The sequence below is a fragment of the Knoellia sp. S7-12 genome (assembly GCF_040518285.1).
In the GTDB taxonomy this organism is placed as follows: domain Bacteria; phylum Actinomycetota; class Actinomycetes; order Actinomycetales; family Dermatophilaceae; genus Knoellia.
In genome coordinates this window covers 903,695-929,545 of sequence record NZ_CP155449.1, presented here as the reverse complement: position 1 = coordinate 929,545, position 25,851 = coordinate 903,695, and the positions used below count along the sequence as shown (strand labels likewise).

General features: G+C 68.5%; 29 protein-coding genes. 6 read left to right on the top strand and 23 right to left on the bottom strand.

All coding sequences use genetic code 11. The annotated features are described in order from the left end of the window. Nucleotides 1-99 precede the first annotated feature (99 nt). Nucleotides 100-765, top strand: coding sequence for a TrkA family potassium uptake protein (locus tag V6K52_RS04440; RefSeq protein WP_353952693.1), 666 nt, complete (start codon nt 100-102; stop codon nt 763-765). 254 nt (nt 766-1,019) lie between these two features. On the opposite strand, the gene V6K52_RS04435 is transcribed toward V6K52_RS04440, so the two are convergent. From V6K52_RS04435 to V6K52_RS04395, 9 genes are all read right to left on the bottom strand, one after another. Then, nucleotides 1,020-1,547 carry a GNAT family N-acetyltransferase gene (locus V6K52_RS04435; protein ID WP_353952692.1) on the bottom strand — a complete coding sequence of 176 codons (528 nt, stop codon included), beginning with the start codon at nt 1,545-1,547 and terminating at the stop codon, nt 1,020-1,022. Beyond that, nucleotides 1,544-2,089: a GNAT family N-acetyltransferase gene (locus V6K52_RS04430; RefSeq protein WP_353952691.1), complete on the bottom strand. Its 546-nt coding sequence runs from the start codon at nt 2,087-2,089 to the stop codon at nt 1,544-1,546. The genes V6K52_RS04435 and V6K52_RS04430 overlap by 4 nt, the downstream gene beginning before the upstream one ends. 4 nt (nt 2,090-2,093) lie before the next feature. Next, on the bottom strand, nt 2,094-2,894 hold the full coding sequence (gene proC / locus V6K52_RS04425) for a pyrroline-5-carboxylate reductase (protein WP_353952690.1): 801 nt from the start codon (nt 2,892-2,894) through the stop codon (nt 2,094-2,096). Between the two features lie 190 nt (nt 2,895-3,084). After that, nucleotides 3,085-4,035, bottom strand: coding sequence for a proline dehydrogenase family protein (locus V6K52_RS04420; protein WP_353952689.1), 951 nt, complete (start codon nt 4,033-4,035; stop codon nt 3,085-3,087). A gap of 108 nt (nt 4,036-4,143) precedes the next feature. Then, nucleotides 4,144-4,878, bottom strand: a complete 735-nt coding sequence (locus V6K52_RS04415; RefSeq protein ID WP_353952688.1) for an ABC transporter permease — start codon at nt 4,876-4,878, stop codon at nt 4,144-4,146. After that, complete coding sequence (locus tag V6K52_RS04410; protein ID WP_353952687.1) at nt 4,875-5,624, bottom strand: ABC transporter ATP-binding protein; 750 nt, start codon at nt 5,622-5,624, stop codon at nt 4,875-4,877. Before V6K52_RS04410 ends, V6K52_RS04415 begins: the two co-directional genes overlap by 4 nt. Nucleotides 5,625-5,713: 89 nt before the next feature. After that, nucleotides 5,714-6,328 carry a TetR family transcriptional regulator gene (locus V6K52_RS04405; RefSeq protein WP_353952686.1) on the bottom strand — a complete coding sequence of 205 codons (615 nt, stop codon included), beginning with the start codon at nt 6,326-6,328 and terminating at the stop codon, nt 5,714-5,716. Further along, nucleotides 6,325-7,152: a sugar phosphate isomerase/epimerase gene (locus V6K52_RS04400; RefSeq protein WP_353952685.1), complete on the bottom strand. Its 828-nt coding sequence runs from the start codon at nt 7,150-7,152 to the stop codon at nt 6,325-6,327. Before V6K52_RS04400 ends, V6K52_RS04405 begins: the two co-directional genes overlap by 4 nt. Then, a complete protein-coding gene (locus V6K52_RS04395; protein ID WP_353953715.1) occupies nt 7,152-8,078 on the bottom strand; it encodes a Ppx/GppA phosphatase family protein in 927 nt (308 codons plus the stop codon). Before V6K52_RS04395 ends, V6K52_RS04400 begins: the two co-directional genes overlap by 1 nt. Nucleotides 8,079-8,118: 40 nt before the next feature. Here V6K52_RS04395 and V6K52_RS04390 point away from each other — a divergent pair, with 40 nt between their 5' ends. Continuing rightward, nucleotides 8,119-8,934 (top strand): hypothetical protein, encoded by an 816-nt coding sequence (locus tag V6K52_RS04390; RefSeq protein WP_353952684.1) that lies wholly within the window; start codon nt 8,119-8,121, stop codon nt 8,932-8,934. Between the two features lie 85 nt (nt 8,935-9,019). Here V6K52_RS04390 and nadC read toward each other — a convergent pair whose 3' ends face one another. The 7 genes from nadC to V6K52_RS04355 form a co-directional block, all read right to left on the bottom strand. Then, nucleotides 9,020-9,913, bottom strand: coding sequence for a carboxylating nicotinate-nucleotide diphosphorylase (gene nadC / locus V6K52_RS04385; RefSeq protein WP_353952683.1), 894 nt, complete (start codon nt 9,911-9,913; stop codon nt 9,020-9,022). After that, nucleotides 9,910-11,616, bottom strand: coding sequence for an L-aspartate oxidase (locus V6K52_RS04380; RefSeq protein ID WP_353952682.1), 1,707 nt, complete (start codon nt 11,614-11,616; stop codon nt 9,910-9,912). The genes nadC and V6K52_RS04380 overlap by 4 nt, the downstream gene beginning before the upstream one ends. 26 nt (nt 11,617-11,642) lie before the next feature. Beyond that, nucleotides 11,643-12,068, bottom strand: coding sequence for an aspartate 1-decarboxylase (gene panD / locus V6K52_RS04375; protein ID WP_353952681.1), 426 nt, complete (start codon nt 12,066-12,068; stop codon nt 11,643-11,645). Then, nucleotides 12,068-13,054: a pantoate--beta-alanine ligase gene (panC, locus tag V6K52_RS04370; RefSeq protein ID WP_353952680.1), complete on the bottom strand. Its 987-nt coding sequence runs from the start codon at nt 13,052-13,054 to the stop codon at nt 12,068-12,070. Before panC ends, panD begins: the two co-directional genes overlap by 1 nt. Then, nucleotides 13,051-13,938, bottom strand: coding sequence for a DUF2520 domain-containing protein (locus V6K52_RS04365; RefSeq protein WP_353952679.1), 888 nt, complete (start codon nt 13,936-13,938; stop codon nt 13,051-13,053). Before V6K52_RS04365 ends, panC begins: the two co-directional genes overlap by 4 nt. Before the next feature lie 48 nt (nt 13,939-13,986). Beyond that, complete coding sequence (locus V6K52_RS04360; RefSeq protein WP_353952678.1) at nt 13,987-14,910, bottom strand: hypothetical protein; 924 nt, start codon at nt 14,908-14,910, stop codon at nt 13,987-13,989. A 131-nt stretch (nt 14,911-15,041) separates the two neighbouring features. Then, nucleotides 15,042-15,542 carry an FBP domain-containing protein gene (locus V6K52_RS04355; RefSeq protein WP_353952677.1) on the bottom strand — a complete coding sequence of 167 codons (501 nt, stop codon included), beginning with the start codon at nt 15,540-15,542 and terminating at the stop codon, nt 15,042-15,044. A gap of 64 nt (nt 15,543-15,606) precedes the next feature. Between V6K52_RS04355 and V6K52_RS04350 the strand changes: the two genes are divergently transcribed. From V6K52_RS04350 to V6K52_RS04335, 4 genes are all read left to right on the top strand, one after another. Beyond that, complete coding sequence (locus V6K52_RS04350) at nt 15,607-16,557, top strand: SAM-dependent methyltransferase (protein WP_353952676.1); 951 nt, start codon at nt 15,607-15,609, stop codon at nt 16,555-16,557. Next, nucleotides 16,550-17,728, top strand: coding sequence for an NADH-quinone oxidoreductase subunit D (locus V6K52_RS04345; protein WP_353952675.1), 1,179 nt, complete (start codon nt 16,550-16,552; stop codon nt 17,726-17,728). Before V6K52_RS04350 ends, V6K52_RS04345 begins: the two co-directional genes overlap by 8 nt. An 81-nt stretch (nt 17,729-17,809) precedes the next feature. Beyond that, complete coding sequence (locus V6K52_RS04340) at nt 17,810-18,682, top strand: DUF6801 domain-containing protein (protein WP_353952674.1); 873 nt, start codon at nt 17,810-17,812, stop codon at nt 18,680-18,682. Continuing rightward, nucleotides 18,666-19,427 (top strand): class F sortase, encoded by a 762-nt coding sequence (locus V6K52_RS04335; RefSeq protein WP_353952673.1) that lies wholly within the window; start codon nt 18,666-18,668, stop codon nt 19,425-19,427. Before V6K52_RS04340 ends, V6K52_RS04335 begins: the two co-directional genes overlap by 17 nt. A 9-nt stretch (nt 19,428-19,436) precedes the next feature. Here the strand turns inward: V6K52_RS04335 and V6K52_RS04330 are convergent, their stop codons facing one another. The 7 genes from V6K52_RS04330 to hpt all read right to left on the bottom strand — a co-directional run bounded on the left by V6K52_RS04330 (nt 19,437) and on the right by hpt (nt 25,828). Next, the gene (locus V6K52_RS04330; RefSeq protein WP_353952672.1) at nt 19,437-19,895 is read right to left on the bottom strand and encodes a DUF3180 domain-containing protein; all 459 of its coding nucleotides are present in this window, start codon (nt 19,893-19,895) and stop codon (nt 19,437-19,439) included. Beyond that, nucleotides 19,889-20,773 carry a 2-amino-4-hydroxy-6-hydroxymethyldihydropteridine diphosphokinase gene (gene folK, locus V6K52_RS04325; protein WP_353952671.1) on the bottom strand — a complete coding sequence of 295 codons (885 nt, stop codon included), beginning with the start codon at nt 20,771-20,773 and terminating at the stop codon, nt 19,889-19,891. The genes V6K52_RS04330 and folK overlap by 7 nt, the downstream gene beginning before the upstream one ends. Beyond that, on the bottom strand, nt 20,770-21,618 hold the full coding sequence (gene folP, locus V6K52_RS04320; protein ID WP_353952670.1) for a dihydropteroate synthase: 849 nt from the start codon (nt 21,616-21,618) through the stop codon (nt 20,770-20,772). The genes folK and folP overlap by 4 nt, the downstream gene beginning before the upstream one ends. Before the next feature lie 17 nt (nt 21,619-21,635). Further along, nucleotides 21,636-22,217, bottom strand: coding sequence for a GTP cyclohydrolase I FolE (gene folE / locus V6K52_RS04315; protein WP_353953714.1), 582 nt, complete (start codon nt 22,215-22,217; stop codon nt 21,636-21,638). A 25-nt stretch (nt 22,218-22,242) separates the two neighbouring features. Then, the gene (ftsH, locus tag V6K52_RS04310; protein WP_353952669.1) at nt 22,243-24,366 is read right to left on the bottom strand and encodes an ATP-dependent zinc metalloprotease FtsH; all 2,124 of its coding nucleotides are present in this window, start codon (nt 24,364-24,366) and stop codon (nt 22,243-22,245) included. Between the two features lie 173 nt (nt 24,367-24,539). Beyond that, nucleotides 24,540-25,256 carry an MBL fold metallo-hydrolase gene (locus V6K52_RS04305; protein ID WP_353952668.1) on the bottom strand — a complete coding sequence of 239 codons (717 nt, stop codon included), beginning with the start codon at nt 25,254-25,256 and terminating at the stop codon, nt 24,540-24,542. A 20-nt stretch (nt 25,257-25,276) separates the two neighbouring features. Further along, entirely contained in the window at nt 25,277-25,828 is a 552-nt protein-coding gene (gene hpt, locus V6K52_RS04300; protein ID WP_353952667.1) for a hypoxanthine phosphoribosyltransferase, read from the bottom strand. Nucleotides 25,829-25,851: the final 23 nt, after the last annotated feature.

Sequence of the window (25,851 nt, the reverse complement as noted above, 5' to 3'; positions counted from 1 at the left end):
CGGCGCACCCCAGTTGAGGGTTAGCCTCGTCCCGAACGTCCACCTGGCGTCGTCGTTGCAGTCAGTCATCAGGCCGTCAGTCATCAGCAGGAGGAAGCCTTGGGCGCCAAGAACAGCGATCTCGATGTGCTGGTCGTCGGTCTGGGTCGATTCGGTGGCGCCGCCGCCCTCGAGCTGCGCCGCCTCGGACACCGGGTCGTCGCCATCGAGAAGGACGGGCTCCTCGCCGAGAAGTTCCTCGGCCGGATCAGCTCGATCATCCACGGCGACGCCAGCGACGCCGAGGTCATCCGCGACGCCAAGGCCTCGCGCTACAAGATCGCCATCGTGGGCGTGGGTTCCTCGATCGAGGCGTCGGTCCTCGCGTCGGCCAACCTCGTGGACCAGGGCATTCCCGACATCTGGGCCAAGGCGATGTCACCGGAGCACGCGCGCATCCTCGACCGCATCGGCGTCCAGCACATCGTTCGCCCCGAGGCCGACACCGGCCGCCGCGTGGCGCACCTCGTCGGCGGCAAGCTGCAGGACTACATCGAGTTCGACGACGGCTTCGCCATCGTCAAGATGCGCCCTCCGACCGAGGCCATCGGCTTCACGTTGGAGCAGAGCAAACTGCGCAGCAAGTACGGCGTGACCATCGTGGGCGTGAAGGCTCCCGGAGAGGACTTCACGTATGCCGTGCCGACGACGAAGGTCTCGGCTCACGACACGCTCATCGTCAGTGGTCCGACGGAACTGCTCGAGCGCCTCGCAGCCCGCCCCTGACGATCAAACCCCCCAAGTAGTCACTCCGCAGCCCGCGCCAACCGCGCAAAGAAGCGAGCCACGAAAGCGGTAACCGCTGGAGAAGGCGAGCCGACCCAAGAACGTGCGCACGTCACCGACGGAGCGATCGGGTATGCCGTTCGCCGCTGGCTGGGCCTGGCGGGAGCGCGAAGCGCGCTCTGCGCGCGAGTGCGGATGGGACTGCGGCGAACGGCATACCCGCTCGCGACAGCGCAAAGAGAGACGAAGCGCGACTAGAAGTCGGTGGGCACAGACCCGCGGTCGCCGCCGAGCGCGAGCACCATGGCGACCTCGTCCTCGTCGTCTTCGCTCTTGACCCGCATGGCGCGGCGCTCCGCCGTCGGGCGGAATCCGAAGCCGCTGGCAAACGCGACGCCGCGTCCGTTGTCGCTGCCGACCCAGTAGGCAAGCTGCGTCTGCCCCTGACTGCGGGCCAGGTTGGCACCGGCGCGCACGAGAGCAGAGGCCACGCCACTGCCGCGGGCCTCGGGTGACACCCAGAGCCCGAAAAGCTCGGAGGTCTTGGGGTTCTCATCGCTCGAGCGGCCGACACTGACGATGCCGAGCGGGCTTCCGTCGCGTTCGGCGAGGAGTCGGGCGGAGCGGTTCATCCGCAGACGCCAGAAGTCCTCGTCGAAGGCCCCTTCCTCGTCCACGGTGGCCGCGAAGGCTTCGGGCGACTCGCGCAGAGCGGTCAGCCGCGTGTCGCGGTACTGCTGCCAGTCCTCTTCGCCCAAGGGGCGCACGCTGATTTCGCTCATGCGTCCACTGTCTCTGACGGCACCGACGGGCGGCAAACCGGGTCCACATTGACGGCATACCCGATCTCGCGGATCCCGCCATAGAGCGGGTTGTCCCAGGTGGTGCCGGTGGGCGTGAATCCGTGGCGTTCGTAGAGGCGTTGAGCGGGGAGGTTCTCCTGCGCGACTTCGAGGTGGACTCGCGCGTACCCGTCCTGACCTGCGGCGTCGAGGGCGGCGCAGACGAGGAGGTCTCCGAAGCCCTGACCGCGCACGGACGCCGAGACCCACATCCCGATGAGATAGACCTCGTCGTCGGGCTGGTCCTTGCCGTGCCAGATCGCGACGGTGCCGACAGGTCGATCGTCGAGCATCGCGAGAAAGACTCTCATCGAGGTGAGGCGCGCGAGCCAGGAGGTGTCCGGGTAGGCCGCACTCACGGCATACGTGTTGGCGAAGGCGCGTGGGGTGTCGAGGAGCGAGGCGAGACGCACGTCGCGATAGGTGCGCCAGTTGGCCTCGGTGACCGGGACGACGTTGGCGACCGCTACCGATTCAGCCATCGGCTCAGCCATCGGACAGCTCGCGCGAGCGGACGGCCGCCGCCTCCATCGCCGTGACGAATGCAGCGCGGACCTTGTGGTCGTCGAGAACCCGCAGGGCCGCAGCCGTCGTGCCGCCGGGCGAGGTGACCTGCTCGCGCAGGACGGTCGGGTGCTGACCGGTCTCGCGCAGCATCGTGGCGGCGCCATAGAGGGTTTGGGTGACGAGTTCGGTGGCGGTGGCACGCGGCATACCGAGGACGACTCCCGCTTCGATCATGGCCTCGACGACATAGAAGATGTAGGCCGGTCCGCTGCCGGAGATCGCCGTGACCGCGTCGAGCTGCTTCTCAGGGACTTCGGTGACCTTGCCGGTGGCGGCAAGGAGCTCAATGGCGTGTTCGAGCTGCTCGGGGAGGCAGTGCTTGCCACCGCTCACGGCAGCCATGCCCTGGTCGACGAGGGCCGGGGTGTTGGGCATGACGCGAACGACCGAACGGCCCTCTGCCAGACGGCTTTCGAGGAACTCCGTCGTGATCCCGGCGGCGAGACTCACGACAAGGTTGCCGTCAGCGACGTGTGGGCTGATCTCATCGAGGAGGGCCGCCATGTCCTGCGGCTTGACGACGAGGACCAGCGTGTCGGCCTCGGCAGCGGCCTCGATGTTGCTCACGGCCCGCACGCCGTACTTGTCGGTCAGCTCGGCGGCGCGCTCCGGCCGTCGCTCAGTGATGACGAGCTCGTCAGCAGGTCGGCCGGCACGCAGCAGACCTGAGAGCAGGGTCTCGCCCATGACGCCGGCACCAAAGATCGCAACCGTTCCCATGCCGCGAGACTAAGCCCTCCTCACCTCGCGGTTCACCCCGTTTCACCGCCGGCATGCGGGCCGCGCGCCTCCCGGCGAACCTTTGGACATGCAGTGCCCTCCTCGGCGAGGCGTTGCTGAACACGCGCTGGGCGTCCCGGGCGGGCTCGGCGGGACCACTGCATGTCCGTCGGCCCGCCGATCCTGCGGGTCAGCCCTTGGTGACGAGGCTGCGCAAGAAGAACTGCAGGTTGGCCGGACGCTCGGCCATCCGGCGCATGAGGTAGCCGTACCACTCCTCGCCGAACGGCAGGTAGACGCGCATCTGGTGCCCACGGTCGGCGATGCGGGTCTGCTCGTCGGGGCGGATGCCGAAGAGCATCTGGAACTCGTAGGTGTCGGGCTCGCGGCCATGTCGGCTCGCAAGAGCGCGGGCGATGTCGATGAGTCGGGGGTCGTGGCTGGCCACCATCGGGTAGCCATCGCCCTCCATGAGCACCCTGAGGCAACGCACATAGGACAGGTCCACGTCCTCGGCGTCCTGATAGGCGACCGAGGCAGGCTCCTTGTAGGCGCCCTTGCAGAGGCGGACCCGGCTGCCGGCGTGGGCGAGGTCGCGACAGTCGGACTCGGTGCGGTGGAGGTAGGACTGGAGGACGGCGCCGGTGTCGGGGAAGTCCTTGCGCAACTCGGCGAGGATCGACAGCGTTGAGTCGGTCGTCGTGTGGTCCTCCATGTCGAGGGTGACCGTCGTGTCGGCGTCCTTGGCGATCTCGCAGAGGCGCCGGGCGTTGTCGAGGGCGATCTGCTCGCCGTCCTGCGGCAGCGCCTGACCCACGGCGCTGAGCTTGACGCTGACTTCGGCCGCACCGAACTGGGTCAGGTCGCGGGCCCGGAGCGCGCGGAGCAGCCCGACATAGGTGTCGACCGTGTGGGCAGCCTGCCCGGCATCCAGCGTGTCCTCGCCGAGGTAGTCGATTGTCACCATGCGGTTCGTTGCGCGCAGTTCGGCTGCAGCTCCGACGGCGTCGGCGACGCCTGTGCCGGGCACGTAGCGCTGCACGACGGAGCGACTCACCGGTGCCTTCTCGATCGTGCTGCGCACGAGCGAGGAGTCGGAGAGGTGCAGGAGACTGGAGCGAAGCAGGTCTGAGGCATCCACGTCGGTCAGGTTATCGGCTCCGTTGCGGCACTTCGGACGGGTATGCCGTCCGCCCAGCTCCGCGCCCGCCTCACCTCCTCTCGCCCCACCTCCAGCGTCGAGCCTGGGTCAGGCGGTGCGGCGGCGCAGGGTCAGACTCCCGAGGGCAAGCGCCAGGACGATGGCGCCGATGATGATCCCGATGTCGCTCGAAACGTCACTCAGTGGTTCGGGAACCGCAGCGATCGTGCGCATCGCGTCCACGGCATACGAGAGGGGTAGGTAGTCCGAGAACGTGGACAGGACCGACGGCAGGGAGTCACGCGGGACGAGCAGTCCGCACAGGAGGAACTGTGGGAGCACGAACGCCGGCATGAACTGCACCGCCTGGAACTCGCTGGACGCAAAGCCGCTCACCAGCAGGCCCAGCGCAGTGCCGAGGAGTGCGTCACAGACCGCGACGACGACCAGCAGCCACGTCGGGCCCGCGACGTCCAGGTCGCAGACCCAGACGGCGAATCCCGTTGCGACAAGGGCCTGCACGACGGCCATCACCCCGAAGGCAAGGGCGTAGCCGAGCATGAAGTCCCCCTTGCCGAGCGGTGTGGTGAGGAGCCGCTCGAGGGTGCCCGAGGTGCGTTCACGCAGCGTTGCCACGCTCGTCACGATGAACATCACGACGAAGGGGAAGACACCCAGCAGCGCCGCACCCACGCGATCGAAGACCGGTGTGCCGTCGAAGATCCAGGCCAGCAGACCGATGAGGACGCACGGCACGACGAGCATCAACGCGATGGTGCGGTGGTCGGCGCGCAGCTGACGCAGGATGCGCGCGGCCGTGGCGAGGGTGATGCGCGGGTTCATGACCGGCCTCCTGTCGTGGCCGCGGCCGCATCGACCAGGGCGAGGAACGCCTTCTCGGCATCAGGTGCGCCGGTGCGGTCGAGCAGCTCGGGGAGGGTGGAGTCGCTGAGGATGACGCCCTCCCGCAGGAGGAGCAGGCGGTCACAGCGAGTGGCCTCGTCCATGACATGACTCGAGACGAGCAGGGTGCGCCCCTCGTCGTGGGCGAGGCGGCGGAAGAGGTCCCAGAGGTCGCGGCGCAGGACCGGGTCGAGGCCGACCGTCGGTTCATCGAGGACGAGCAACTCGGGATCGCCGACGAGGGCTGCGGCGAGCGAGACCCGCGACCGCTGCCCGCCGGAGAGATTGCCGACCGAGGCATCTGCGTGGCTCGCGAGGTCGACGGAGTCGATGGCCCGGTCGACGGCGCCCTTGGGTGCGCCGAGGACCTTGGCGAAGTAGGCGAGGTTGTGGCGCACCGAGAGGTCGGCGTAGACGCTCGGTGACTGCGTGACGTAGCCGACGCGATGGCGCAGGCCGGGCGATCCCGCGGGTTCGCCGAGCACGCTGACATCGCCGGAAGCGACCTTCTGCACCCCGACGATGGCGCGCATGAGGGTGGACTTGCCTCCCCCGCTGGGCCCGAGCAGTCCCACGACCTGGCCGGCAGGCACGGTCAGGCTGAGGTCGGGCAGGACCTCGCGGTCGCCGCGGACCACGCGCAGGCGCTCCACGACGATCGCGTCCGCGTTCGCGTTTTTCATCATGTGATGAATTTAGACCCGACACGGCATCTGGCACAAGCCTTGCGGCCGGCACGTCGACAACCCCAGCCGCCAGGTGCGGACGCCCATGCTCAGCTGGACGGCGGGACGAGGTGGTTCTGGAGGGTCGGGCCGAGGATGGCGACCAGCTCCTCGATCGAGGCGTCGGCCACCGCTGGCACCTTGACGACATAGCGGAGCATTCCCATGCCGATCAGCTGCGCGGCACCGAGGGCGACCCGCGTCTCGAGCGACTCCCCCGGACGCACCGGCTCCATCCCGTCCGCCCTCATCGTCTCCACCACGCGATGGAGGATCTCGCGGCCGACGAACTCTCGGACCATCCGGGCGTGCTCCTCGTGGGCCGCTGCAGCGGCAAACATCGCCGCGAACCGCTCCCGCCCCTCGGGGGCATCCCACACCGTCAGGAAGACCCGCGCGAGCGTCTCGCCCAACTGCGAACGGGGGGCCGCGGCAATCCGCTCGACGAGGACTGCGGGGTTGGCGGGGAAGGACATGACCTCGGCGAACAGCTCCGTCTTGCCGTCGAAGTAGTGGTGGACCAACTTGGCGTCGACGCCGGCCTCCCGGGCGATGCCGCGCAGCGAGGTTCCGTCATAGCCCCGCTGGGAGAACTCGACCCTGGCGGCGGCAATGATCGCGGCACGCGTGTCCTCTCCCCCGGGACGCCGTCCGCGCGGGCTCACGAGGCACCCTCACCCTCGACCGCTGAGGCGAGGTGGAGTCGGCAGAACGCCAGCGACTCGGCCAGGGCGAGCTCGCGCTGATCGACGGTCAGCCGGCGGGTGGAGACCTCGACGACGATGGCGCCATCAAAACCGTTGTGCACCAACACATCCAGCACCTCGGCACACGGCTGCGACCCACGCCCGGGAACCAGGTGCTCGTCCCTCATCGACCCGAGCCCGTCAGCCAGATGCAGGTGGGCAAGGCGTGGGCCGAGTGCTTCCACCATGGCCAGCGCATCGGATCCGGCGGTCGCCGTGTGCGAGAGGTCGAGCGTCACATGGTCATAGGGCTGCGGCACCGGGTCCCAGTGCGGCAGGTAGGCCTCGATCTCGCGACCACCGACCCGCCACGGGAACATGTTCTCGACGGCGAGGGTGATACCCGATTCGTGCTCGCGCGTCGCAATGCCGTCGGTGAAGTCGCGGGCGTACTCCTTCTGCCACCGGAACGGCGGGTGCAGCACGACGGTCTCGGCACCGACTTCGTGCGCGAGCTCGATCGACCTGTCGACCTTGCCCCAGGCCTCGACCCCGAAGATCCGCTGGCTGATCAGCAGCGTCGGTGCGTGGATGGACACGATGGGTATGCCGTGGAGCTCGGAGAGTGCGCGCAGCGCACCTGCCTCCTGGGTCACCGGATCGGTCCAGACCATCACCTCGACGCCGTCATAGCCCAACCTGGCGGCGTGCTGGAAGGCGGCGGCGCAGTTCTCGGGATAGACCGACGCCGTGGACAGGGCGACCGGGATGTCCGAGATGATCACGGCGTCGCCGGCCGCCATCAGTGCATTCCGTCGAGTCTGCGCAAGATGATGCCCTCGCGCAGGGCCCAGGGGCAGATCTCCAGGCGGTCGACGCCGAGCAGGTCCATCGTCGCGGACGCCACGATGCCGCCGGCGAGGAGCTGGTGGGCCCGCGATGCCGAGACACCCGGGAGCGAGCTGCGCTGTGCCGCCGGCATGGTCGCGATCTCGGGCAGCATCGCGTCGAGAGCGGCACGCTCGAGGTAGCGGGCGGCATACATGCCCTCAGAGCTTGGCACAGCGCCCGTGATGCGTGCGAGGGACCGCATCGTCTTGGAGGTCCCGACGACGCGGTCCGGCGCCCCGGCCTTGGTGAGCGGGCGCAGCTGGCGCGCGATCGTGGCGCGCACGTGCTTGCGGGCGGCTCGCACGGCCTCGACACCCGGAGGGTCACCGAGCAGGTGGTCGCGAGTGACCCGGCCGGCCCCGAGGGGAAGCGAGATGGCGACGTCAGGATCCTCATCCATGCCCTGGGCGATCTCGAGCGAGCCACCACCGATGTCGGCGACGAGGAGGGTTCCGGCCGACCAGCCGAACCAGCGGCGAGCGGCCAGGAAGGTCAACCGCGCCTCTTCCTCGCCGGAGAGCACGTCGAGGACGACACCGGTGCGTTCCTTGACCTCGGCGAGGACCTCGTCGCCGTTGGGCGCCTCGCGGATCGCACTTGTGACAAAGCCCATGAGGTCCTCGACGCCCTGGTCCTCAGCGACGGTGAGGCACTCCGCGACGAAGTCGGCGAGCCGCCCACGGCCCGCCTCGTCGATCTCACCGATGTCCGTGACGTGCTCGGAGAGGCGCAACTCGCGCTTGTGCGAACTCGTCGGAAGCGGCTGTGCGCCCATGTGGGCGTCGACCACGAGGAGGTGCACCGTATTCGAACCCACATCGATGACCCCAAGCCGCATGGTGCCACGGTAGTCGGCATCGGCGGCATAGGGTGACCCGGTGGCTGAGACTCCGCTCGACATCCCCCGCACCTGGGTGGAGTTCCCCGACCCTGCCGACCCCGCACAGCGGTTCCGCTGCGACCTCACCTGGCTGACCTCACGCTGGACGTGCATCTTCGGTTCGGGCTGCGAGGGCATCTATGCCGACCAACCGGACGCCGGCTGCTGCACCCTCGGGGCCCACTTCTCCGATGACGATGACCTCAAGCGGGTCGCCGCAGCCGTGGAGGAGCTCGGCGAGGACGAGTGGCAGCTGCGCCCCGACCGCAAGAATCCGACGAAGATCTCGGCGTGGACCGAGCTCGAGGACGGCGCCCGCAAGACCAAGGTCGTCGACGGCGCCTGCATCTTCCACAACCGCCCCGGCTTCCCTGCCGGGGCCGGCTGCGCCCTCCACCAGCACGCGGTCCTCACCGGCAAGCCGCCGCACACCCAGAAGCCCGACGTGTGCTGGCAGCTGCCGATCCGCCGCACGTTCCGGACCGTCAAGCAGCCTGACGACACGAAATACCTCGAGGTCTCGATCGGTGAGTACGACCGTCGTGGCTGGGGTCCGGGCGGGCACGACCTCGACTGGTACTGCTCCGGCAACCCCGAGGCCCACGTCGGCGCCGAACCGGTCTATCGCAGCAACCGGGCCGAGCTCGTCGAGCTCATGGGTCAGGGCGCTTATGACGAGCTGGTCGTGCGGTGCGAGGCCCATCTGGCCGCGGTCAAGGCACTGCGCACGCCCGCGTCACGCCGGCTGCTGCCGCTCTTCGTCCACCCCGCGACCATCGCCGCCGGCACACCAGCCCTCCGCAAGGGCCGCTGACCCAGCTGTCCCGAACTCGCCAATTCCTCCTCCGCGGGACGCGACACACACGGCGTGTCTGTCCCGGAGGGGAGGAATTGGCGAGTTAGGGACGGAGGTCGAGGGCGAGGTCGAGGATCGGCGACGAGTGGGTCAGGCCGCCGACACTGAGATAGTCGACCCCCGTCGCGGCATAGTCCGCCGCCACCTCAAGGGTCAGCCCACCGGTCGCCTCGAGCTCGACGCTCTCACCGGTCGCGCGCACCGCCTCCACCGTCGCCCGCAGGAGTTGCGTGGACATGTTGTCGCACAACAGGAACCGCGCCCCGGCCTTGACTGACTCGAGAGCCTCTTCCGTCGTGGTCACCTCGACCTGGACCGGAACCTCCGGGAACTGCTGACGCACAGCGGCGTATGCCGCCCCAAGACTTCCAGCGGCCAGCTTGTGGTTGTCCTTGATCATTGCGACGTCGTGCAGGCCCATGCGCTTGTTGGTGCCACCGCCTGCTCGCACGGCGAACTTCTCGAGGGCGCGCAGTCCCGGAGTCGTCTTGCGGGTGTCGAGAACGGTTGCGCCAGACCCCTCGAGGACGTCGGCCCAACGGCGCGTGTGCGTGGCGATGCCCGAGAGGCGGCAGAGGACGTTGAGGACCGTGCGCTCACCCGTGAGGGTCACGCGGGTCGACCCGGAGAGTTCGGCGATGACGTCGCCGCGCACGACTCGGTCGCCGTCAACCATCTTCACGGCCAAAGCGATCGGGTCCGCTCCGAGCCGTCGAGCGACCTCGTCAAAGGTCAGGGCGATGACGTCGACACCAGCCACCACGCCATCCTCACGGGCCACGATCGCGGCTCGCGTTGCCTGCGACTCGGGGATCGTCGCGGTCGTTGTCACGTCGACCCCGTCGGGACCACCGAGGTCCTCGTCGAGTGCACCGGTGATGACCCGACGGGCGTCCTCGGTCGGGAAGGCGAGGTCGGATGACGAGGGCGAGCTCACGGCATACTCCGTTCGGTCACGGTGAGGGAACGATCAGGCGACACGACCACACTCTGGCGGACGAGCCAACGCGCGTCGTCACGCTCGGGGAAGTCAGAACGCACATGGCCGCCACGGGTCTCTGCGCGGCGGTGGGCCAGCTCGGTGAGGGCCTGCCCGAGATGCAGCAAGTTGGTGGTCTCCCAGGTCTTGGGTCCCGGCTCGGCGGTCGTCGGCGGCAACGCGGCGAGGTCACCGAGCGCAGCAGCGGTGGCTGCGGTCGACTCGGCCGAGCGCACCGGCCCGGAGCCGTTCGTCATCGCCCGCTGCACCGTGAGCCGCTGCGAATTGTCGAGCAGCGCACCCGGCCCGGCATCGGGGCCACCGGCATGCATCGGCGCCAATGGCTTCGGCTCGGGCAGCTCACCCTCGGTGATCCGGGCGGGGATGTCGGAGGCGATGCGGCTCGCGAAGACAAGGCCTTCGAGGAGGCTGTTGGAGGCGAGGCGGTTGGCACCGTGGACGCCGGTGCAGGAGCACTCGCCGCAGGCATAGAGCCCGGGCAGCGACGAGCGACCACGCAGATCGGTCTCGATCCCACCCGAGGCGTAGTGCTGCGCCGGGGCGACCGGCAGCAGGTCGGTGGCCGGGTCGAAACCCAGCGAGCGACACGACGCCATGATGGACGGGAAGCGCTCCTCGAGGAACTTCGCACCGAGGTGCCGGGCGTCGAGGAAGACGTGGTCGGTGTCCTGGTCACGCATCGTCTCGAGGATGGCGCGGGCCACGACGTCACGTGGCGCAAGGTCGGCCAGCTCGTGTCGACCCTCCATGATGCGAGCACCGGCACCATCGACGAGGAACGCACCCTCGCCGCGCACGGCCTCCGAGATGAGTGGCTGCTGCCCCGTCGAACCCTCACCGAGGAAGAGCACGGTCGGGTGGAACTGGATGAATTCGAGGTCGGTCATGCGCGCACCCGCACGCAGCGCCGCCGCCATCCCGTCGCCGGTCGCGACGGGCGGGTTGGTCGTGGAGGTGTAGATCTGGCCGAGCCCACCGGTGGCCAGGACAACGGCACGGGCGTAGGCCGCGCCGACACCGTCCAGCTGTCCCTCACCGATGACGTGGAGGGTCACGCCGATGACGGGGGCTTCATCGGCAGCACCGTCCTGGAGGAGGTCGACGACGAGGGCGTGCTCGACGACCTCGATGCCCGGGTCGTGACGCACCCGGTCGAGGGCGGCGATGAGAGCGCGCGAGATCTCGCGACCGGTGGCGTCGCCGCCGGCGTGAGCGATGCGATCGCGGTGATGCCCGCCCTCGCGGGTCAGCTTGATCTCGCCCTCGGCATCACGATCGAACTCCGCGCCGAGCGCAACGAGCTGTCGGACCCGCTTGGGGCCTTCGGTGACGAGGGCCTCCACGGCCTCGCGGTCACACAACCCGACCCCGGCCACGAGGGTGTCCTCGAGGTGCTCGTCGGCAGAGTCCTCGGGGTGGAGTGCGGCCGCGATGCCGCCCTGGGCCCACGCGGTCGAACCCTCGTCGAGGACCGTCTTGGTCACGAGGAGGACCCTGTCGACGCGCTCCCTCAACCGGAGCGCGCACGTCAGCCCGGCGATGCCCGATCCGACGACGATGACGTCAGCGGACGTCGTCCAGCCGGGAGCCGGTGCAGCGAGCGCGCGCGGAAGCCGCACGTCGACCGGAACACCAGGCATACCGGCGTCCCCTGTCGGAGTCGCACTCACCCGTGTGAGCGCTTCGTCACGGCCGACGTCCTGAGCCCGAAGCCCTCAGGAACGTCGCCACCGTCGTCGCCCACTTCGACGATCCTGTTGTCCTTGTCCACGAAGACCACGTGCGGGTCATGAGCCCGCGCATCCTCGTCTGACATGGAGGCGTAGGCGATGATGATGACGGTGTCGCCGGGCGAGATGAGCCGGGCCGCCGCACCGTTGATGCAGACGATTCCGGAGCCGCGCTCGCCCTCGATGGCGTAGGTCGTGAGGCGGTTGCCGTTGTCGACGTCGACCACGTCAACCTGCTGACCGGGCAGCAGGTCTGCGGCCTCCATGAGGTCCAGGTCGATCGTCAACGAGCCGACGTAGTGCAGGTCGGCCTGCGTCACCGTCGCGCGGTGGATCTTGCTGTGCAGCATGTAGCGGTACATCACAAGGGCTCCTGGTTCGTGCCAGTTCTCATGCCGGTTGAGTCGGCCGGGCGAGCGGGAATGCCCGGGGTGACAGGCTGCGAGAAGACATCGAGTCTCCCACCCCCGGGGCCCACGAGGATCGGGGTGTTGTCGATCAGCCGGGTCGTGCCGACGCGGGCGGCGATCGCGAGGAGCGCCTCCCCGCGGTACCACTCGGGGACGTCCTGCAAGGTGCTCGGGTGGACGAGGACGAGGTAGTCCACGAGGGCGAGCGGCTCCTCCACGAGGATCTCGCGGGCCGCTCGGCGAATCGCGGACGGACCGTATGCCGACGCATCGGCTCCTGCGGTGAGTGCGCGGCTCAGGCAGAGGGCGACCTCACGGTCGGAGTCGGTGAGATACATGTTGCGGCTGCTCAGAGCAAGGCCGTCGTCCTCGCGGACGGTCGGGACCGACACCACGTCGACGGGGAAGTCGAGGTCGCGGGCCATGCGACGGATGAGCAGGAGCTGCTGGGCGTCCTTCTGGCCAAAGAAGGCCCGCGTGGCACCGGTGAGGTGGAGCAGCTTGCCGACGACTGTGAGAACCCCGTCGAAGTGCCCCGGGCGGGACTTGCCCTCAAGGACGTCACCGAGAGGGCCGGCCGAGACGCGCACGCCGGGGTCGCCCTCGGGATAGACGACATCTGGAGTGGGCGCGAAGACGATGTCGACGCCCTCGGCCGTGGCGATCCGAAGGTCGTCGTCGAAGGTGCGTGGGTAGCGCGACAGGTCTTCCTTGGGCCCGAACTGCAGCGGGTTGAGGAAGATCGTGAGGATGAGGTGGTCGGCCGATCGACGGGCCTCGCGCAACAGCTGGGCGTGACCTTCGTGGAGGGCACCCATCGTCATGACGACGGCGACGTCGGACCCTGCCAGTGCGGCGCGCGCCTCGCGCAGCTCGTCACGGGTGCTCGCGACGACCGTTGTCACAGTGGCGTTTCCGTTCAGTTCGGCTTGCGTCAAGACGTGGGCTCCTGGTCGGCGAGGGTGTCGAGGAGAGGTTCGGCGGCCGATGGTTGGAGCCGACCGCTCTCGAGTGCACGCACCGCGGTGGCGCGAGCCAGGGCGACATAGGTCGTCCTGATCTCGGGCGAGATCCGCTCCAGCTCACGAAGGTGCGTGCCCACGGTACTCACATCGCCGCGGGCCACGGGCCCAGTGAGCGCTGCGTCACCGAGACGCAGAGCGTTGTCGAGCGCGGCCCGGACGAGTGGGCCAAGCACGGCCCGTGGCTCCTCCACTCCAGCGGCCCCGAGGACCTCCATCGCTTCGGCGATGAGGGTGACGAGATGGTTCGAACCGTGGGCCAGTCCTGCGTGATAGGCAGCCCGTTGGTCCTCATCGACCCACACCGGCTCACCCCCCATCTCGACGACGAGGGCCTCAGCCAGGGGGCGCAACACATCAGGACCCGTGACCCCGAACGCACAGTCCGCGAGCCGGCCCAGGTCGAGCGCAGTCCCGGTGAAGGTCATCGCGGGGTGGATCGCGACAGGCAGGATGTGGGCGCTCAGGGCCGGTCGCAGGATGTCAGTCCCGTAGCGGCCGCTCGTGTGCACGACGATCTGCCCCGCCTGCCACGTGTCGGTCGCGGCCAACCCGACGACGAGTTCGGCGAGGGCCTCATCCGGGACCGCGAGCAGCACGAGGTCGGCGCCGTCGATGACACCGGGGATGTCCTTGACCGGAACACCCGGGAGGAGCGCTGCCGCACGTTCACGGCTCTCGTCGCTCACGGCATACACGGCATGGACGTGGTGGCCAGCGCGGGCGAGAGCGGCACCCAGCACGGCGCCGACGCGACCGGCGCCGATGACGCCGATGGAGAGGCGGGCTGGATGAGTCACGCACCAAACCTAAGCCTTGTGTGCCCCACGGGACGCTCTGACGTCCCCTCAGGCACACAAGGCGCCGAGTCCGAGGGCTCTGAGGTCCGCCGCGAGCTGAAACGGCTCGTCCCTGACCTCGCGCGCCGTCCCTCGAACGATGATGCGGCCGGGCGTGGTCAGGCCCCGTTGCCGCTGGATGTCGTCTTCCCAGTGCTCCACCTCCATGTGGAACGCCCCATCGATCTCGAGCACCAGAACCCTGCCGTCTGGGAGATCCCACTCACAGTCGGTGTAGCGCCACTTCCCCGCTCGATCCTTGCGGCGCTTCTGTCGGTTCGGCAGCGGCAAGCCGTAGTCAAGGCACATCCGCTTGACGTCAACTTCGGCCACTGACTGAGCGCCACCCTCGAAGTCCGTCAGCAGGACTCGAAACTGTGGCGCGCGACAGAGAGGCTTCATCCGTTCCATCTGCTCACGCAAATCTGCTGGGGTTGTGAGGCGCTGCTGCACCACCGCCGCCAACAGACCCTGGGCTGTGCGCCACGACGGCTCGTATGCCGCACACACCAATGCCGCTGGCTCCACCCTGGCCATGGGAAGTTCGTGCTTCTTGGAGTGCCACAGGTCGAGCGGTCGACGTGTGCGGAACCAGTCGATGCCGTCGAGTGGATCGAGGTGTTCCTCGTCGTCCACCAAGATCGTGACGTCGTCACGGTGCCAGTTCTTCAGCCCGTGAATCTCCAGCGCGGTGTAGCCACCGACGATCGCCGGCGGCCCAGCATGGAGTACGCCCAGCCACGCACGCTGCTCCCGTGTGAGCTCCCCCGTGAACGTGCTGACGACCACAGAACTCCGCTCCATCCACCGTCCAGCAGTCAGCTGAGCGAGCACACTGCTCTTTGTGACTCGTGCAGCACCCAGCTGGCGGCGCGCAACGAGGCCACGTTGGCCATTCGCGAGCTTCAGCACGGGCTCAGGGATGGGGGGCATGGGTCGATGCTGCCCAACTTCTTGAAATACGCCGTTGGGTCATCCACAGACCCGGCAGCCGACCTCGCCTTGTGTGTCTGTGAGGACGCCAGAGCGTCCCCACAGGCACACAAGGCGGGTTGAAGGCGGGGTCAGATGGCTGCGACGAACTTGGTCGAGCGGCTTTGTACTCCGGCGACTCGGCGCTCGATGAACTCCTCGCGGGCGGACGGTTCGTCGGAGCCGAGCTCGGTGAACGTGGGCTTGCGTCGCACGTTGCTCGAGCAGGCGAACTCGGTGCAGATCAGCGTGCCGATCGTGTCGCCGTTGCGGCCCGCGGCGCCGCCCCTCTTGGCGACATACAGGCTGACATCCTTGGTCTCGATCGGGTCCTCGCACCACGCGCAGATCGCGCTCCGACGCCGACCTCCCAGCGCACTCGCCGGTGGTGCAGCGCGCAGGATGATGCCTCTCGGCACATCGTCGATCACGACGACGGCATAGCCCAGCGGCCGCTTGCTGTCCCGCCACCCGAGGTACTCGAGGCGCTCCCAGTCGAGCGCGCTCAGGTCGGGAAGGCTCGCCTGCGCCACCTCCCGCTTGGAGGCGTTGACGAAGCTGCTGCGAATCTCGTTCTCGGTCAAGGGGTTCACGTGCGTCGAGTTTGCCTCCATGCCGGCTCGGACGCGAATGGATTAGCTGTCGTAGGTTGCGGGGGTGAGTCCTCGACCGTGGCGTGACGCGTGGTGGGACGCGCTCTATGGGCCGAACGGGTTCTATCGTCGCGCCGAGGGTCCCGCGGGACACTTCACGACGTCGGCTCACGGAGGGCTGGGTGCCGTCCTCGCCGAGGTCGTCGCGAGCCTTGCCGACCAAGCCGGCGTATGCCGGGTGGTCGACCTTGCGTGCGGGCGCGGCGAGCTGCTGACTCACCTGCACGACAAGAGGCCGGACCTCGAGTTCGTCGGGGTCGACATCGTCGAGCGCCCGGTGGACCTGCCCCGGCGCGTCGAGTGGCTGCGCTCCCCCGGTGGAGGCGAGTTGCCGGACGACCTCCGCGAGATCGACGCGCTCGTGCTCGCCCATGAGTGGCTGGACGTCGTGCCGTGCACCATCGCAGAGGTCGACCACGACGGAGTCCTGCGTGGGGTGCTCGTGAACGCGGCCGGCGCTGAGTCGCTCGGTGACGAGGTGAGCACCGCTGACCGCGACTGGGCCGACACCTGGTGGCCGACCGCGAAGCCGGGCAATCGGGTCGAAGTCGGACTGAGCAGAGACATCGCCTTCGCAGACCTGTTGTCCCGCAGCCGAACCGGCGTCACCATCGCTGTGGACTACGGACACACGAAGGCGACGCGACCTACGCAGGGCACGCTCACGGCATACCGGGAAGGGACCCTGACCGACGCGATCCCGGACGGGCAGCGTGACCTCACCGCCCACGTCGCGACCGACTCCCTCGGGGCCGACGAGGTCGTCACCCAGCGAGAGCTCTTCCATCGGTTGGGACTGACCGCCGCGACACCCGAGCATGCTGGCGCCACAGCGGACCCGCTCGGTTACGTGCACGCGCTCGGCCGGGCCTCGACGATCGCCGCGCTCACTGACCCGCACGGACTCGGCGGGTTCCACTGGGCGATGACGCGGCATACTCGGGGCCATGCCTGAGCCGACACCCGCACCCACGCAGACGACCACCGTCGCTGTCGGCGCGGGCGGGCTCGCCACAGCCGACATGGTCCTCAACATCGGCCCTCAGCACCCGGCGACACACGGCGTCCTTCGCCTGCGCCTCACCCTCGACGGCGAGCGCATCATCCACGCCGAGCCGATCATCGGCTACATGCACCGCGGCGCCGAGAAGCTGTTCGAGGTCCGGGACTACCGGCAGATCATCGTGCTCGCCAACCGGCACGACTGGCTGTCAGCGTTCAGCAACGAGCTCGGCGTCGTCCTCGCGGTCGAGGAGATGCTCGGCATGGAAGTGCCCGAGCGAGCGGTGTGGCTGCGCACGATGCTGGCCGAACTCAACCGCGTCCTGTCACACCTCATGTTCCTCGGCTCCTATCCGCTCGAGCTCGGCGCGATCACTCCTGTCTTCTATGCGTTCCGTGAGCGCGAGGAGCTGCAGGCGGTCATGGAGGAGGCGTCGGGCGGGCGGATGCACTACATGTTCAACCGGGTCGGCGGCCTGAAGGAGGACGTTCCCGCCGGGTGGCTCGGTCGCGTCGACTCCGCTGTCCAGGCCGTGCGCGGCCGACTCCCCGACCTCGAGTCGATGCTCGTGGGCAACGAAATTCTCAACGCACGCACCCGCGGGGTGGGCGTTCTCGATGCGGCGACCGTGGCGGCATACGGAGTCTCCGGTCCGATCGCGCGCGCCTCGGGACTGGACATCGACCTCAGACGCGACGCGCCCTACCTCGCCTATGGCGAGCTGTTCGGCGAGGGCGGTCCCGGCCGGGTCGTGACCCGCACCGCTGGCGACTGCCTGTCACGCCTCGAGGTCCTGCTCGAGCAGGTGCACGTCAGCCTCGATCTCGTCGAGCACTGCCTGTCGATCCTGGGGTCGATGGCTGCCGGCCCGGTGAACCAGCGACTGCCCAAGGTGCTCAAGGTGCCCGAGGGCGAGACCTATGTCGCGACCGAGAACCCACTCGGCTTCAACGGCTACTTCCTCGTGTCTCGCGGCGAGAAGACACCGTGGCGGCTCAAGCTGCGGTCGGCGTCGTTCAACAACGTGCAGGTGTTGACCGAACTGCTGCCGGGAACGCTCGTCTCCGACATGGTGGCGATCCTGGGTTCGACGTTCTTCGTCGTCGGCGACGTCGACAAGTGAGTGTTGACCATTTGCGGGACGTGCTGAGCCCGCGACCGCTATGTTGCGCGAGACCTTGCTGATCTCTCCCGAAAGACTCCCATGACCTCTGCTGCCCTGCGTCGAGTCTGTTTCACAGCGCTTGCCGCCACCGCTGCCCTCACCCTCGCTCCGTCGGCGCAGGCCGCCAGCGACGACATCGCCTACACGTGCACGCTCTTCAGCCTGCCGACCGACATCGACCTCGAGGACCTCAGCTCCGACGAGCGCGAGATGCTCAAGTCCGTCGAGGAGGGCGAGGTCGACGCGGCCGAGGCCGCAGAGGACATCCCCGAGTTCGTCGAGATCGAGGGCCTCAACGCCACGGCCAGCTTCGACTCCGCGATCGAGGACGGCGCCACCGCCGCAGTGGGTTCGCGTGTCGAGCTGGAGCCGGTCGCCGCCACGCTGACCTTCGGCGACGACGTCGCCTCCGAGCTGCGCACGCTCGGCATCACCGACGGCATTGCCGGCGCCGGCATGCTGGCCGGGATCGAGGAGACCGAAGCCGACCGCGAGACGGAGTTCTTCTTCGAGAAGCTGAGTGTTCCCGCCTCGGGCGGCTTCACCCTCACGACCGAGGACGGCGTCGCCGACTCCATCCGCATCAACGGGGCGGGCACCTACACCTACGTTGCAGGTGACCTCGGGGTGTTCTTCGCGACCGGTGACGACGAGACGGGCACCTTCGCCGCCCTGGAGTGCGTTGCCGACGACGACCAGGACCTCACCATCGACCAGGTCACCGCGAAGGCCGCACCGCCCACGGGGACGCCCACTCCGACCCCGTCCGGCCCGGTTCGTCCGGACGTCGTCCAGACCGACGTCGCGCAGCCGACGTCCCCGTCCTGGCTGCCGTTCGCCGCGGCCGGTGCTGGCTCATTCATCCTCGTGGGCGGCCTGACGCTCACCCGACGCAATGCCGCTCGCCACTGACCGTCGGCGACTGATCGCGGTTGCTGCGGCGGTCCCCGTCGCTGCTGCTGTCGCACTTCTCGTCTGGGGCCTGGCCATTCGCGGTGACTCCTCGGAGTCCCGCGAGGGCCGGGCCCTGGCGCCCACGTCCACGTCTGTGCCCACGCCGACGCCCCAGCCCAGCCCAACAGTTTCGCCCAGTCCGCGTCCGAGCGCGTCCACGGCCACCGCGACCCCCACCCCCCAGGCCAAGCCCACAGTCAAGGCGCCCACCTTCGGCCCGTCAACCGTGAAGCCCAAGGGTGACCCCAAGCGCGTGGTCGTCGTCAGCACCACCGGCAGGACCCTCGTCGACGCCGACCTCGTCCCGAGCCGCCTCGACGCCAAGGGAGTGCTCGCACCACCGTTCGGGGTCGCCGGTTGGTATGCCGAGAAGGGCTGGGCCAGGCCCGGCTGGCCTGGCGCCTCGATCCTCGCCGGACACATCAACCGCCGCTCCCACGAGATCGAGCTCGACACCTTCGGCCACCTCACCAAGGTCCGCAGCGGCGACAAGATCACCGTCGTCTACACGTCCGGGCAGACCGTGAGCTTCACCGCCACCAAGTCCCAGGCGCTCTCCAAGAAGGCCGTCCCCAAGGACGACTCCATCTGGGACGCGTCCAACCCCAAGCCCCTCCTGCGGCTCATCACCTGTGACCCCACCACGCCCGTGCAGGGCGGCCACTACAAGGGCAACTGGGTCGTCTGGGCCTCGCTCGCCTGAGCCTGCAGGTCAGTCCTCAGAAGGCGGATCGACGCGGCACCAGTGCTGAGCGACGAGTCCGGCGATGGACAGCACGACGCCGGCCCCCACGAGGATCGCCAGTCGCCAGAGGCGGTCCTCGTTGGCCACGAGCGCAAGGCCACCGGCGACGACGGCCAACTGCCCGGCATACCAACCAGCGGCAGCAGCCCCGGTGAGCGTGGCCGCCTGGGCGAGCACGACGACGCGCGCAGCGCGCAGCGGATCCAGGCGCCGGGTGGATCGGCTCAAGAGATAGGACCGCACTGGCCAGGCGAAGCCGGCGACGAACGCAGCCATCCCGGCGAGCAGGATCGCCGCGAGCCACGACGGACGAGGCACGAGCGAGCCGTCACTGGTGACCAGGTGCCAGACCAGCCACGAGACCAGACCCACGACCAGCGAGACCAGGACCGCGACCCGAGCACGAACACCGTGTCCGGTCACCATCCGTCCTCCAACAGATCGACGTCGGGTCCGAGCGTGACGCCGCCGGTGCCGACCTCGGCGACAAGTTCTGCGACTCGACGCACCTCACCGTCCACGCGCAACGTCGCTTCGGAGTCGGCATCGGCCCAGGGGACGAGCACGAACCCGCGCTCGTGGGCGCGTGGGTGCGGCAGCGTCAGCGCTTCGGTCGCGAGCCGGACATCGGTGTCAAAGACGGGGTCGCCGTACTGGATCAGATCGAGATCGAGAGTGCGCGGTCCCCACCGTTCCTTGCGGACCCGGCCGTTGTCCTGCTCGATGTCCTGCATCGTGCGCAACAGGCGCTGGGGGGACATGGACGTCGTTCCGATGACCACGGCATTGAGATAGGTCGCCTGGGCCGGTCCACCCACCGGCGCGGTCTCGTAGACCCGAGACGCGCCCTTGAGTTCGAGCGCGAGCCAGAGGGAGCCAACAGCGTTCTGGATGGTGTCGACCGACTCGCCCATGTTGGACCCGATCGCGATGACGACCGGTGTCTCGCGCAGCCGCTCAACGGAGACGGCGACGTCGGTGAAGGGATGACCGACGGGCGCCTGCGGCTTGTGCACCGTGACGATGACCGCTTCGACGAGCGGGCGTGTGAGGACCTTGGCGGCGATGCGATCGGCGAGCGCCTCGATGAGGTCGAGGGACTCCCCGGCAACGAGATCGACGATGTCCCCGGCAACCTCGGCGTAGTTGACGGTGTCCCCGAGGTCGTCGCTCGTGCCTGCTGGCGCGAGGTCCACCTCCATCTCGACATCGACGACGAACGTCTGGCCGTCGCGCTTCTCGAAGTCGAGGACACCGTGAAAGCCCTTGGCGGAGATGCCCTTGAGGGAAATGCGATCGCTCATGAGCCCACCTTGCCATCGGGACTCTTCAGGGCGTCGGCGACGTCGAGGGCTTGCACGGTCGCGGCGACGTCGTGGACGCGCACCGCCCAGGCACCGTGGCGCGCTGCGTGGAACGACGTCACAGCGGTGGTGAGGTCACGTTCGGTGGCTGGGCTCGGCTCGGCGCCTTCGGGGCGACCGAGCCGCCCGAGGAACGTCTTGCGTGACGTGCCAACGAGGAGCGGGTGCCCGAGTGCGACGAGTTCATCGAGCCGACGCAGCAGGGCCCAGTTGTGCTCGGCGTTCTTGGCGAACCCGAACCCGGGGTCAAGGATGATGTTCTCAGGATGGATTCCGCTGTCCTGCAATGCTTCCACGCGGGCGCGCAACTCAGTGCACACGTCTGCGACGACGTCGTCATAGACCGCGCGCGACTGCATGTCGGTGCTGTGCCCACGCCAGTGCATGGCGATGAAGGGTACGCCGGCCTGCGCGACGAGCGCTGCCATCTCACCGTCCGCGAGTCCCCCACTGACGTCGTTGACGAGCGCGGCTCCGGCGTCGAGTGCTGCTGAGGCAACGGAGGCCCGCATCGTGTCGATGGAGATGACCGCACCCTCGGCGGCGAGAGCCTGCACCACGGGAACGACCCGGCGCAGCTCCTCTTCGACCGGTGGCCGCACCGCACCCGGGCGGGTCGACTCACCGCCGACGTCGATGAGGTCGGCACCGGCGGCGACGAGCTCACGCCCATGCGCGATCGCGGCGTCGGGCTCGAACCACGCGCCACCGTCGCTGAACGAGTCGGGGGTGACGTTGACGACCCCCATGACCAGGGGCCGCGGACCGGCAACGAGCGAGATCACCGCGTGCCGCTCACCGCTCACCGCTTGCCGCCGAGCAGGAGCGACATCGCCTCTGCCCGGGTGGCGGGGTCGCGCAACTGGCCGCGCACGGCCGACGTGATGGTGCGGGAGCCGGGCTTGTGCACGCCGCGCATCGACATGCAGAGGTGCTCGGCCTCGATGACGACGATGACGCCCTGCACCCCCAGCTGCTCGACGAGGGCGTCGGCCACCTGGGTGGTGATGCGCTCCTGGACCTGAGGCCGGCGAGCGAAGACGTCGACGAGCCGTGCCAGCTTCGACAGGCCTGTCACCGTGCCGTCCGTCGCCGGGATGTAGCCGACGTGGGCGACGCCGTGGAACGGCAGGAGGTGGTGCTCACAGGTCGAGAAGATCTCGATGTCGCGCACGATGATGAGCTCTTCGTGGTCGATCGAGAAGCGCGCGGACAGGACGTCGCCCGGGTCCTGGGACAGGCCGGCATACAACTGCGTTGCGGCACGCGCAACGCGGTCCGGAGTGTCGCGCAGACCTTCGCGATCGGGGTCCTCCCCGATCGCGAAGAGCAGTTCGCGCACAGCAGCGCGCGCACGCTCGTGGTCGACCTGAGGCGGTGTCACACTGTCGGCCGAAGCCGACCCCGGCTCAGTGGGCGTTGGGGTCGACACGCTGGTCCTCGGGAACCTCGATCACCTGCGTCGTCGGGTGCTCCTCGCCCACAGCCGCAGCCGGGTGCGCGCCGTCCGTGGCGGCCTTGTCGATCGCCGCGACCGTCGCCGGGTCACCCTCGTTGGCGTGGGCCCCGGCCGGCGCACCGGAAGGGTCGTGGCCGTTGAGGGCTGCCTGCTCGGCCGGTGTCATGACCGGAGGCTGGTGGGAGATCCCGCGGTGCTCGCTCGAGAGCCACGTCGGGCGCAATGGGCGCTTGACGATGTCCTCGAAGATGATCGCGAGGTCCTTCTGGTTGAGGGTCTCGCGCTCGAGCAGCTCGAGGACGAGCCGGTCGAGGACATCGCGGTTGGCATTGATGACGTGCCAGGCCTCGTCGTGCGCGGCCTCGATGAGGGCACGCACCTCCTCGTCGACGATGCCGGCGATCTTCTCGGAGTAGTCGCGCTGGTGACCCAGGTCGCGGCCGAGGAAGACCTCACCCTGGCTCTGCCCGAGCTTGATCGCACCGACGCGCTCGCTCATGCCGTATTCGGTGACCATCTTGCGGGCCATTGCCGTGGCCTTCTCGATGTCGTTTGCGGCCCCGGTCGTCGGGTCGTGGAAGATGATCTCCTCCGCGACGCGTCCACCGAGGGCGAAGGCGAGCTGGTCGAGGATCTCGTTGCGCGACGTGGAGTACTTGTCGTCGAGCGGCATGACCATCGTGTAGCCGAGGGCCCGACCGCGAGGCAGGATCGTCACCTTGGTGACCGGGTCGGTGTTGTTCATGGCCGACGCGACGAGCGCGTGACCACCCTCGTGGTAGGCCGTGATCTTGCGTTCCTTGGCCGACATGATCCGCGTCTTCTTCTGCGGACCGGCGATGACACGGTCAATGGCCTCGTCGAGCGTGAAGTCGTCGATCAGCTTCTTGTCCGTGCGAGCCGTGAGGAGCGCGGCCTCGTTGAGGACGTTGGCGAGGTCGGCACCGGTGAAGCCGGGCGTGCGTCGCGCGACAGCGAGCAGGTCGACACCGGGTGCCATCGGCTTGCCCTGCGAGTGGACCTCGAGGATGCGGTGGCGGCCGAGCATGTCGGGGGCCTCGACGGCGATCTGACGGTCGAAGCGGCCCGGGCGCAGGAGCGCGGGGTCGAGGATGTCGGGGCGGTTGGTCGCCGCGATCAGGATGACGTTGGTCTTGACGTCGAAGCCGTCCATCTCGACGAGCAGCTGGTTGAGCGTCTGCTCGCGCTCGTCGTGACCGCCACCCATGCCGGCGCCGCGGTGGCGACCGACGGCGTCGATCTCGTCGACGAAGACGATGGCGGGCGCGTTGGCCTTGGCCTGCTCGAAGAGGTCGCGGACACGCGAGGCACCGACACCGACGAACATCTCGACGAAGTCCGAGCCGGAGATCGAGTAGAACGGCACCCCGGCCTCGCCGGCAACGGCGCGCGCGAGGAGGGTCTTGCCGGTTCCGGGAGGGCCATAGAGGAGGACACCCTTGGGGATCTTGGCTCCGACGGCGAGGAACTTGGCCGGGTCGGAGAGGAACTCCTTGATCTCGTAGAGCTCCTGCACGGCCTCGTCAGCGCCGGCGACATCGTCAAAGGTGACCTTGGGCGTGTCCTTGGTGGCGAGCTTGGCCTTGGACTTGCCGAACTGCATGACCCGGGAGCCACCGCCCTGGGACTGGCTCATGATGAACCAGAAGAGGCCGACGAGCAGCAGGATCGGGAAGATGCTGATGAGGAGCGTGAAGAACGGGTTCTGGGTCTCGCGCTTGTCGTTGTAGCCGTTGGTGGGCTCGTTGGCGTTGACCAGCTCGACCAGGGACTCGGCGCGGGCCTCGACGAACTCGGCCTGAACCTTGTCGGCGTCCGCGATGTTGGCGCCCTTGTCGGTGTAGGCCGCGTCCTTCTTGAGGTCGAGCTTGAGGACGTTGTCACTCGTCAACTCGGCCTTGTCGACCTTCTTGTCGGTGATGAGCTTCTCGGCCTTCGCGGTGTCGATCGTCGCGTAGCCGTCGTCACCCCCGAGCGAGAACATCACCACGGTGATGGCGATGACGGCAAGGACCCAGAACAACGGGGTCTTGAACACGCGCTTGGCATCCATGAATGTGAATGGGGCCAGTGGCCCCACGTCCTCCTGATCGGCGAAATCTCCGTGCGCGCTCGGGCGGCACAGATCTGGGTGCACACGCTACCCGTCAGAGAGCTGGCTCCACGGGGCGCGTCCGATCGGGACAACGACCGGCGTATGCCGCGTGTTCCGCGAGCGCTTGGCCCTCAGTTCCGGTTGCGGGCGAGGAACGCACCGATCGCGGCTCGCGGGTTGTCGCGCAACTCAGCGCCGTGGGTGAAGGCAGCGGTCGAGTAGTCGAGTGTCGTCAGTCGCTCCGCCGTCTGCATCGTCATGACGAAGTTGGTGCAGAACGCCTTGATCGGCCAGCGCAGGCCACGCACGTTGAAGATCGAATCACCGGTGATGAGGACGCCGCTGTCGCGGTGGAGGTATGCCGCGTGCCCCGGTGAGTGCCCGGGCGTGTGGACCACTTCGAGGCCGCCAGCGACGGGGACGACCTGTCCGTCGACGAAGGTCTCGCCGACCTCGATCGGCTCGAACGCCTGCCGCCCGCCCATGAGCCGGTTGGCCAGGGCGCCGATCCGCAGGGTGCCGTCCCGTGGCGGCGACTGGCCGCTGCGGGCGAAGTCGGCGTCGCCCTCGTGGATGCCGAACGGCTTGCCTGTCTCGCGAGACACATGGGCAGCACCGCCCGCGTGGTCGGGGTGCGCGTGGGTGAGCAGGAGGCGGGTGACGTCACTCGGCCCCGAGCCGATGGCTGACAGCGCCCCGATGACCTTGGGGCCGTGTGTCTTGAGTCCCATGTCGACGAGCGTCACCTGACCGTCGTCGTCACGGAAGATGAACCCATTGATGAAGTCGCGCAACAGCCGGATGCGCCACACACTAGGGGCGAGTGGGACGACGAGATCCGCGGCCATCGCAAGGCTCCGGTCTGCGGTCAGCTGTAGACGTGGGGGGCGAGCGTGCCGACCTGGCGCAGGCCGCGGTACTGCTCGGCGTAGTCGAGGCCGTAGCCGACGACGAACTCGTTGGGGATGTCGAACCCGACCCACCTGACGTCGACCTCGACCTTGGCGGCCTCGGGCTTGCGCAGCAGGGTGACGATCTCGACGGAGGCCGGCCGGCGCGACTCGAGGTTGGCCTTGATCCACGACAGGGTCAGACCCGAGTCGACGATGTCCTCGACGATGAGGACGTGCTTGCCGGAGATGTCGGCGTCGAGGTCCTTGAGGATGCGGACGACGCCGGAGCTCTTGGTGCCCGAGCCGTAGGACGAGACCGCCATCCAATCGACGGGCGCCGTCATGGGCAGGGCGCGCATCAGGTCGGCCATGACCATCACCGCTCCCTTGAGGACGCCGACGAGCAGCAGGTCCTTGCCGGCGTACTCCTGCGCGATCTCCTCGGCGAGATCGGCGAGCTTGGCCTGGATCTCGTCCTCGGTGATGAGGACCCGCTCGAGGTCGGCCCCCATGTGGGCAGCGTCCACGGTGCACTTCCTGGTTGTGTCGT

What these genes read in the sequence shown, in the direction of transcription:
- V6K52_RS04435 (WP_353952692.1), bottom strand. Translation starts at nt 1,547, where the DNA reads ATGAGCGAAATCAGCGTGCGCCCCTTGGGCGAAGAGGACTGGCAGCAG.
- V6K52_RS04430 (WP_353952691.1), bottom strand. Translation starts at nt 2,089, where the DNA reads ATGGCTGAATCGGTAGCGGTCGCCAACGTCGTCCCGGTCACCGAGGCC.
- proC (WP_353952690.1), bottom strand. Translation starts at nt 2,894, where the DNA reads ATGGGAACGGTTGCGATCTTTGGTGCCGGCGTCATGGGCGAGACCCTG.
- V6K52_RS04415 (WP_353952688.1), bottom strand. Translation starts at nt 4,878, where the DNA reads ATGAACCCGCGCATCACCCTCGCCACGGCCGCGCGCATCCTGCGTCAG.
- V6K52_RS04410 (WP_353952687.1), bottom strand. Translation starts at nt 5,624, where the DNA reads ATGATGAAAAACGCGAACGCGGACGCGATCGTCGTGGAGCGCCTGCGC.
- V6K52_RS04400 (WP_353952685.1), bottom strand. Translation starts at nt 7,152, where the DNA reads ATGGCGGCCGGCGACGCCGTGATCATCTCGGACATCCCGGTCGCCCTG.
- V6K52_RS04395 (WP_353953715.1), bottom strand. Translation starts at nt 8,078, where the DNA reads ATGCGGCTTGGGGTCATCGATGTGGGTTCGAATACGGTGCACCTCCTC.
- V6K52_RS04380 (WP_353952682.1), bottom strand. Translation starts at nt 11,616, where the DNA reads ATGCCTGGTGTTCCGGTCGACGTGCGGCTTCCGCGCGCGCTCGCTGCA.
- panD (WP_353952681.1), bottom strand. Translation starts at nt 12,068, where the DNA reads ATGTACCGCTACATGCTGCACAGCAAGATCCACCGCGCGACGGTGACG.
- V6K52_RS04360 (WP_353952678.1), bottom strand. Translation starts at nt 14,910, where the DNA reads ATGCCCCCCATCCCTGAGCCCGTGCTGAAGCTCGCGAATGGCCAACGT.
- V6K52_RS04345 (WP_353952675.1), top strand. Translation starts at nt 16,550, where the DNA reads ATGCCTGAGCCGACACCCGCACCCACGCAGACGACCACCGTCGCTGTC.
- V6K52_RS04340 (WP_353952674.1), top strand. Translation starts at nt 17,810, where the DNA reads ATGACCTCTGCTGCCCTGCGTCGAGTCTGTTTCACAGCGCTTGCCGCC.
- V6K52_RS04335 (WP_353952673.1), top strand. Translation starts at nt 18,666, where the DNA reads ATGCCGCTCGCCACTGACCGTCGGCGACTGATCGCGGTTGCTGCGGCG.
- V6K52_RS04330 (WP_353952672.1), bottom strand. Translation starts at nt 19,895, where the DNA reads ATGGTGACCGGACACGGTGTTCGTGCTCGGGTCGCGGTCCTGGTCTCG.
- folK (WP_353952671.1), bottom strand. Translation starts at nt 20,773, where the DNA reads ATGAGCGATCGCATTTCCCTCAAGGGCATCTCCGCCAAGGGCTTTCAC.
- ftsH (WP_353952669.1), bottom strand. Translation starts at nt 24,366, where the DNA reads ATGGATGCCAAGCGCGTGTTCAAGACCCCGTTGTTCTGGGTCCTTGCC.
- V6K52_RS04305 (WP_353952668.1), bottom strand. Translation starts at nt 25,256, where the DNA reads ATGGCCGCGGATCTCGTCGTCCCACTCGCCCCTAGTGTGTGGCGCATC.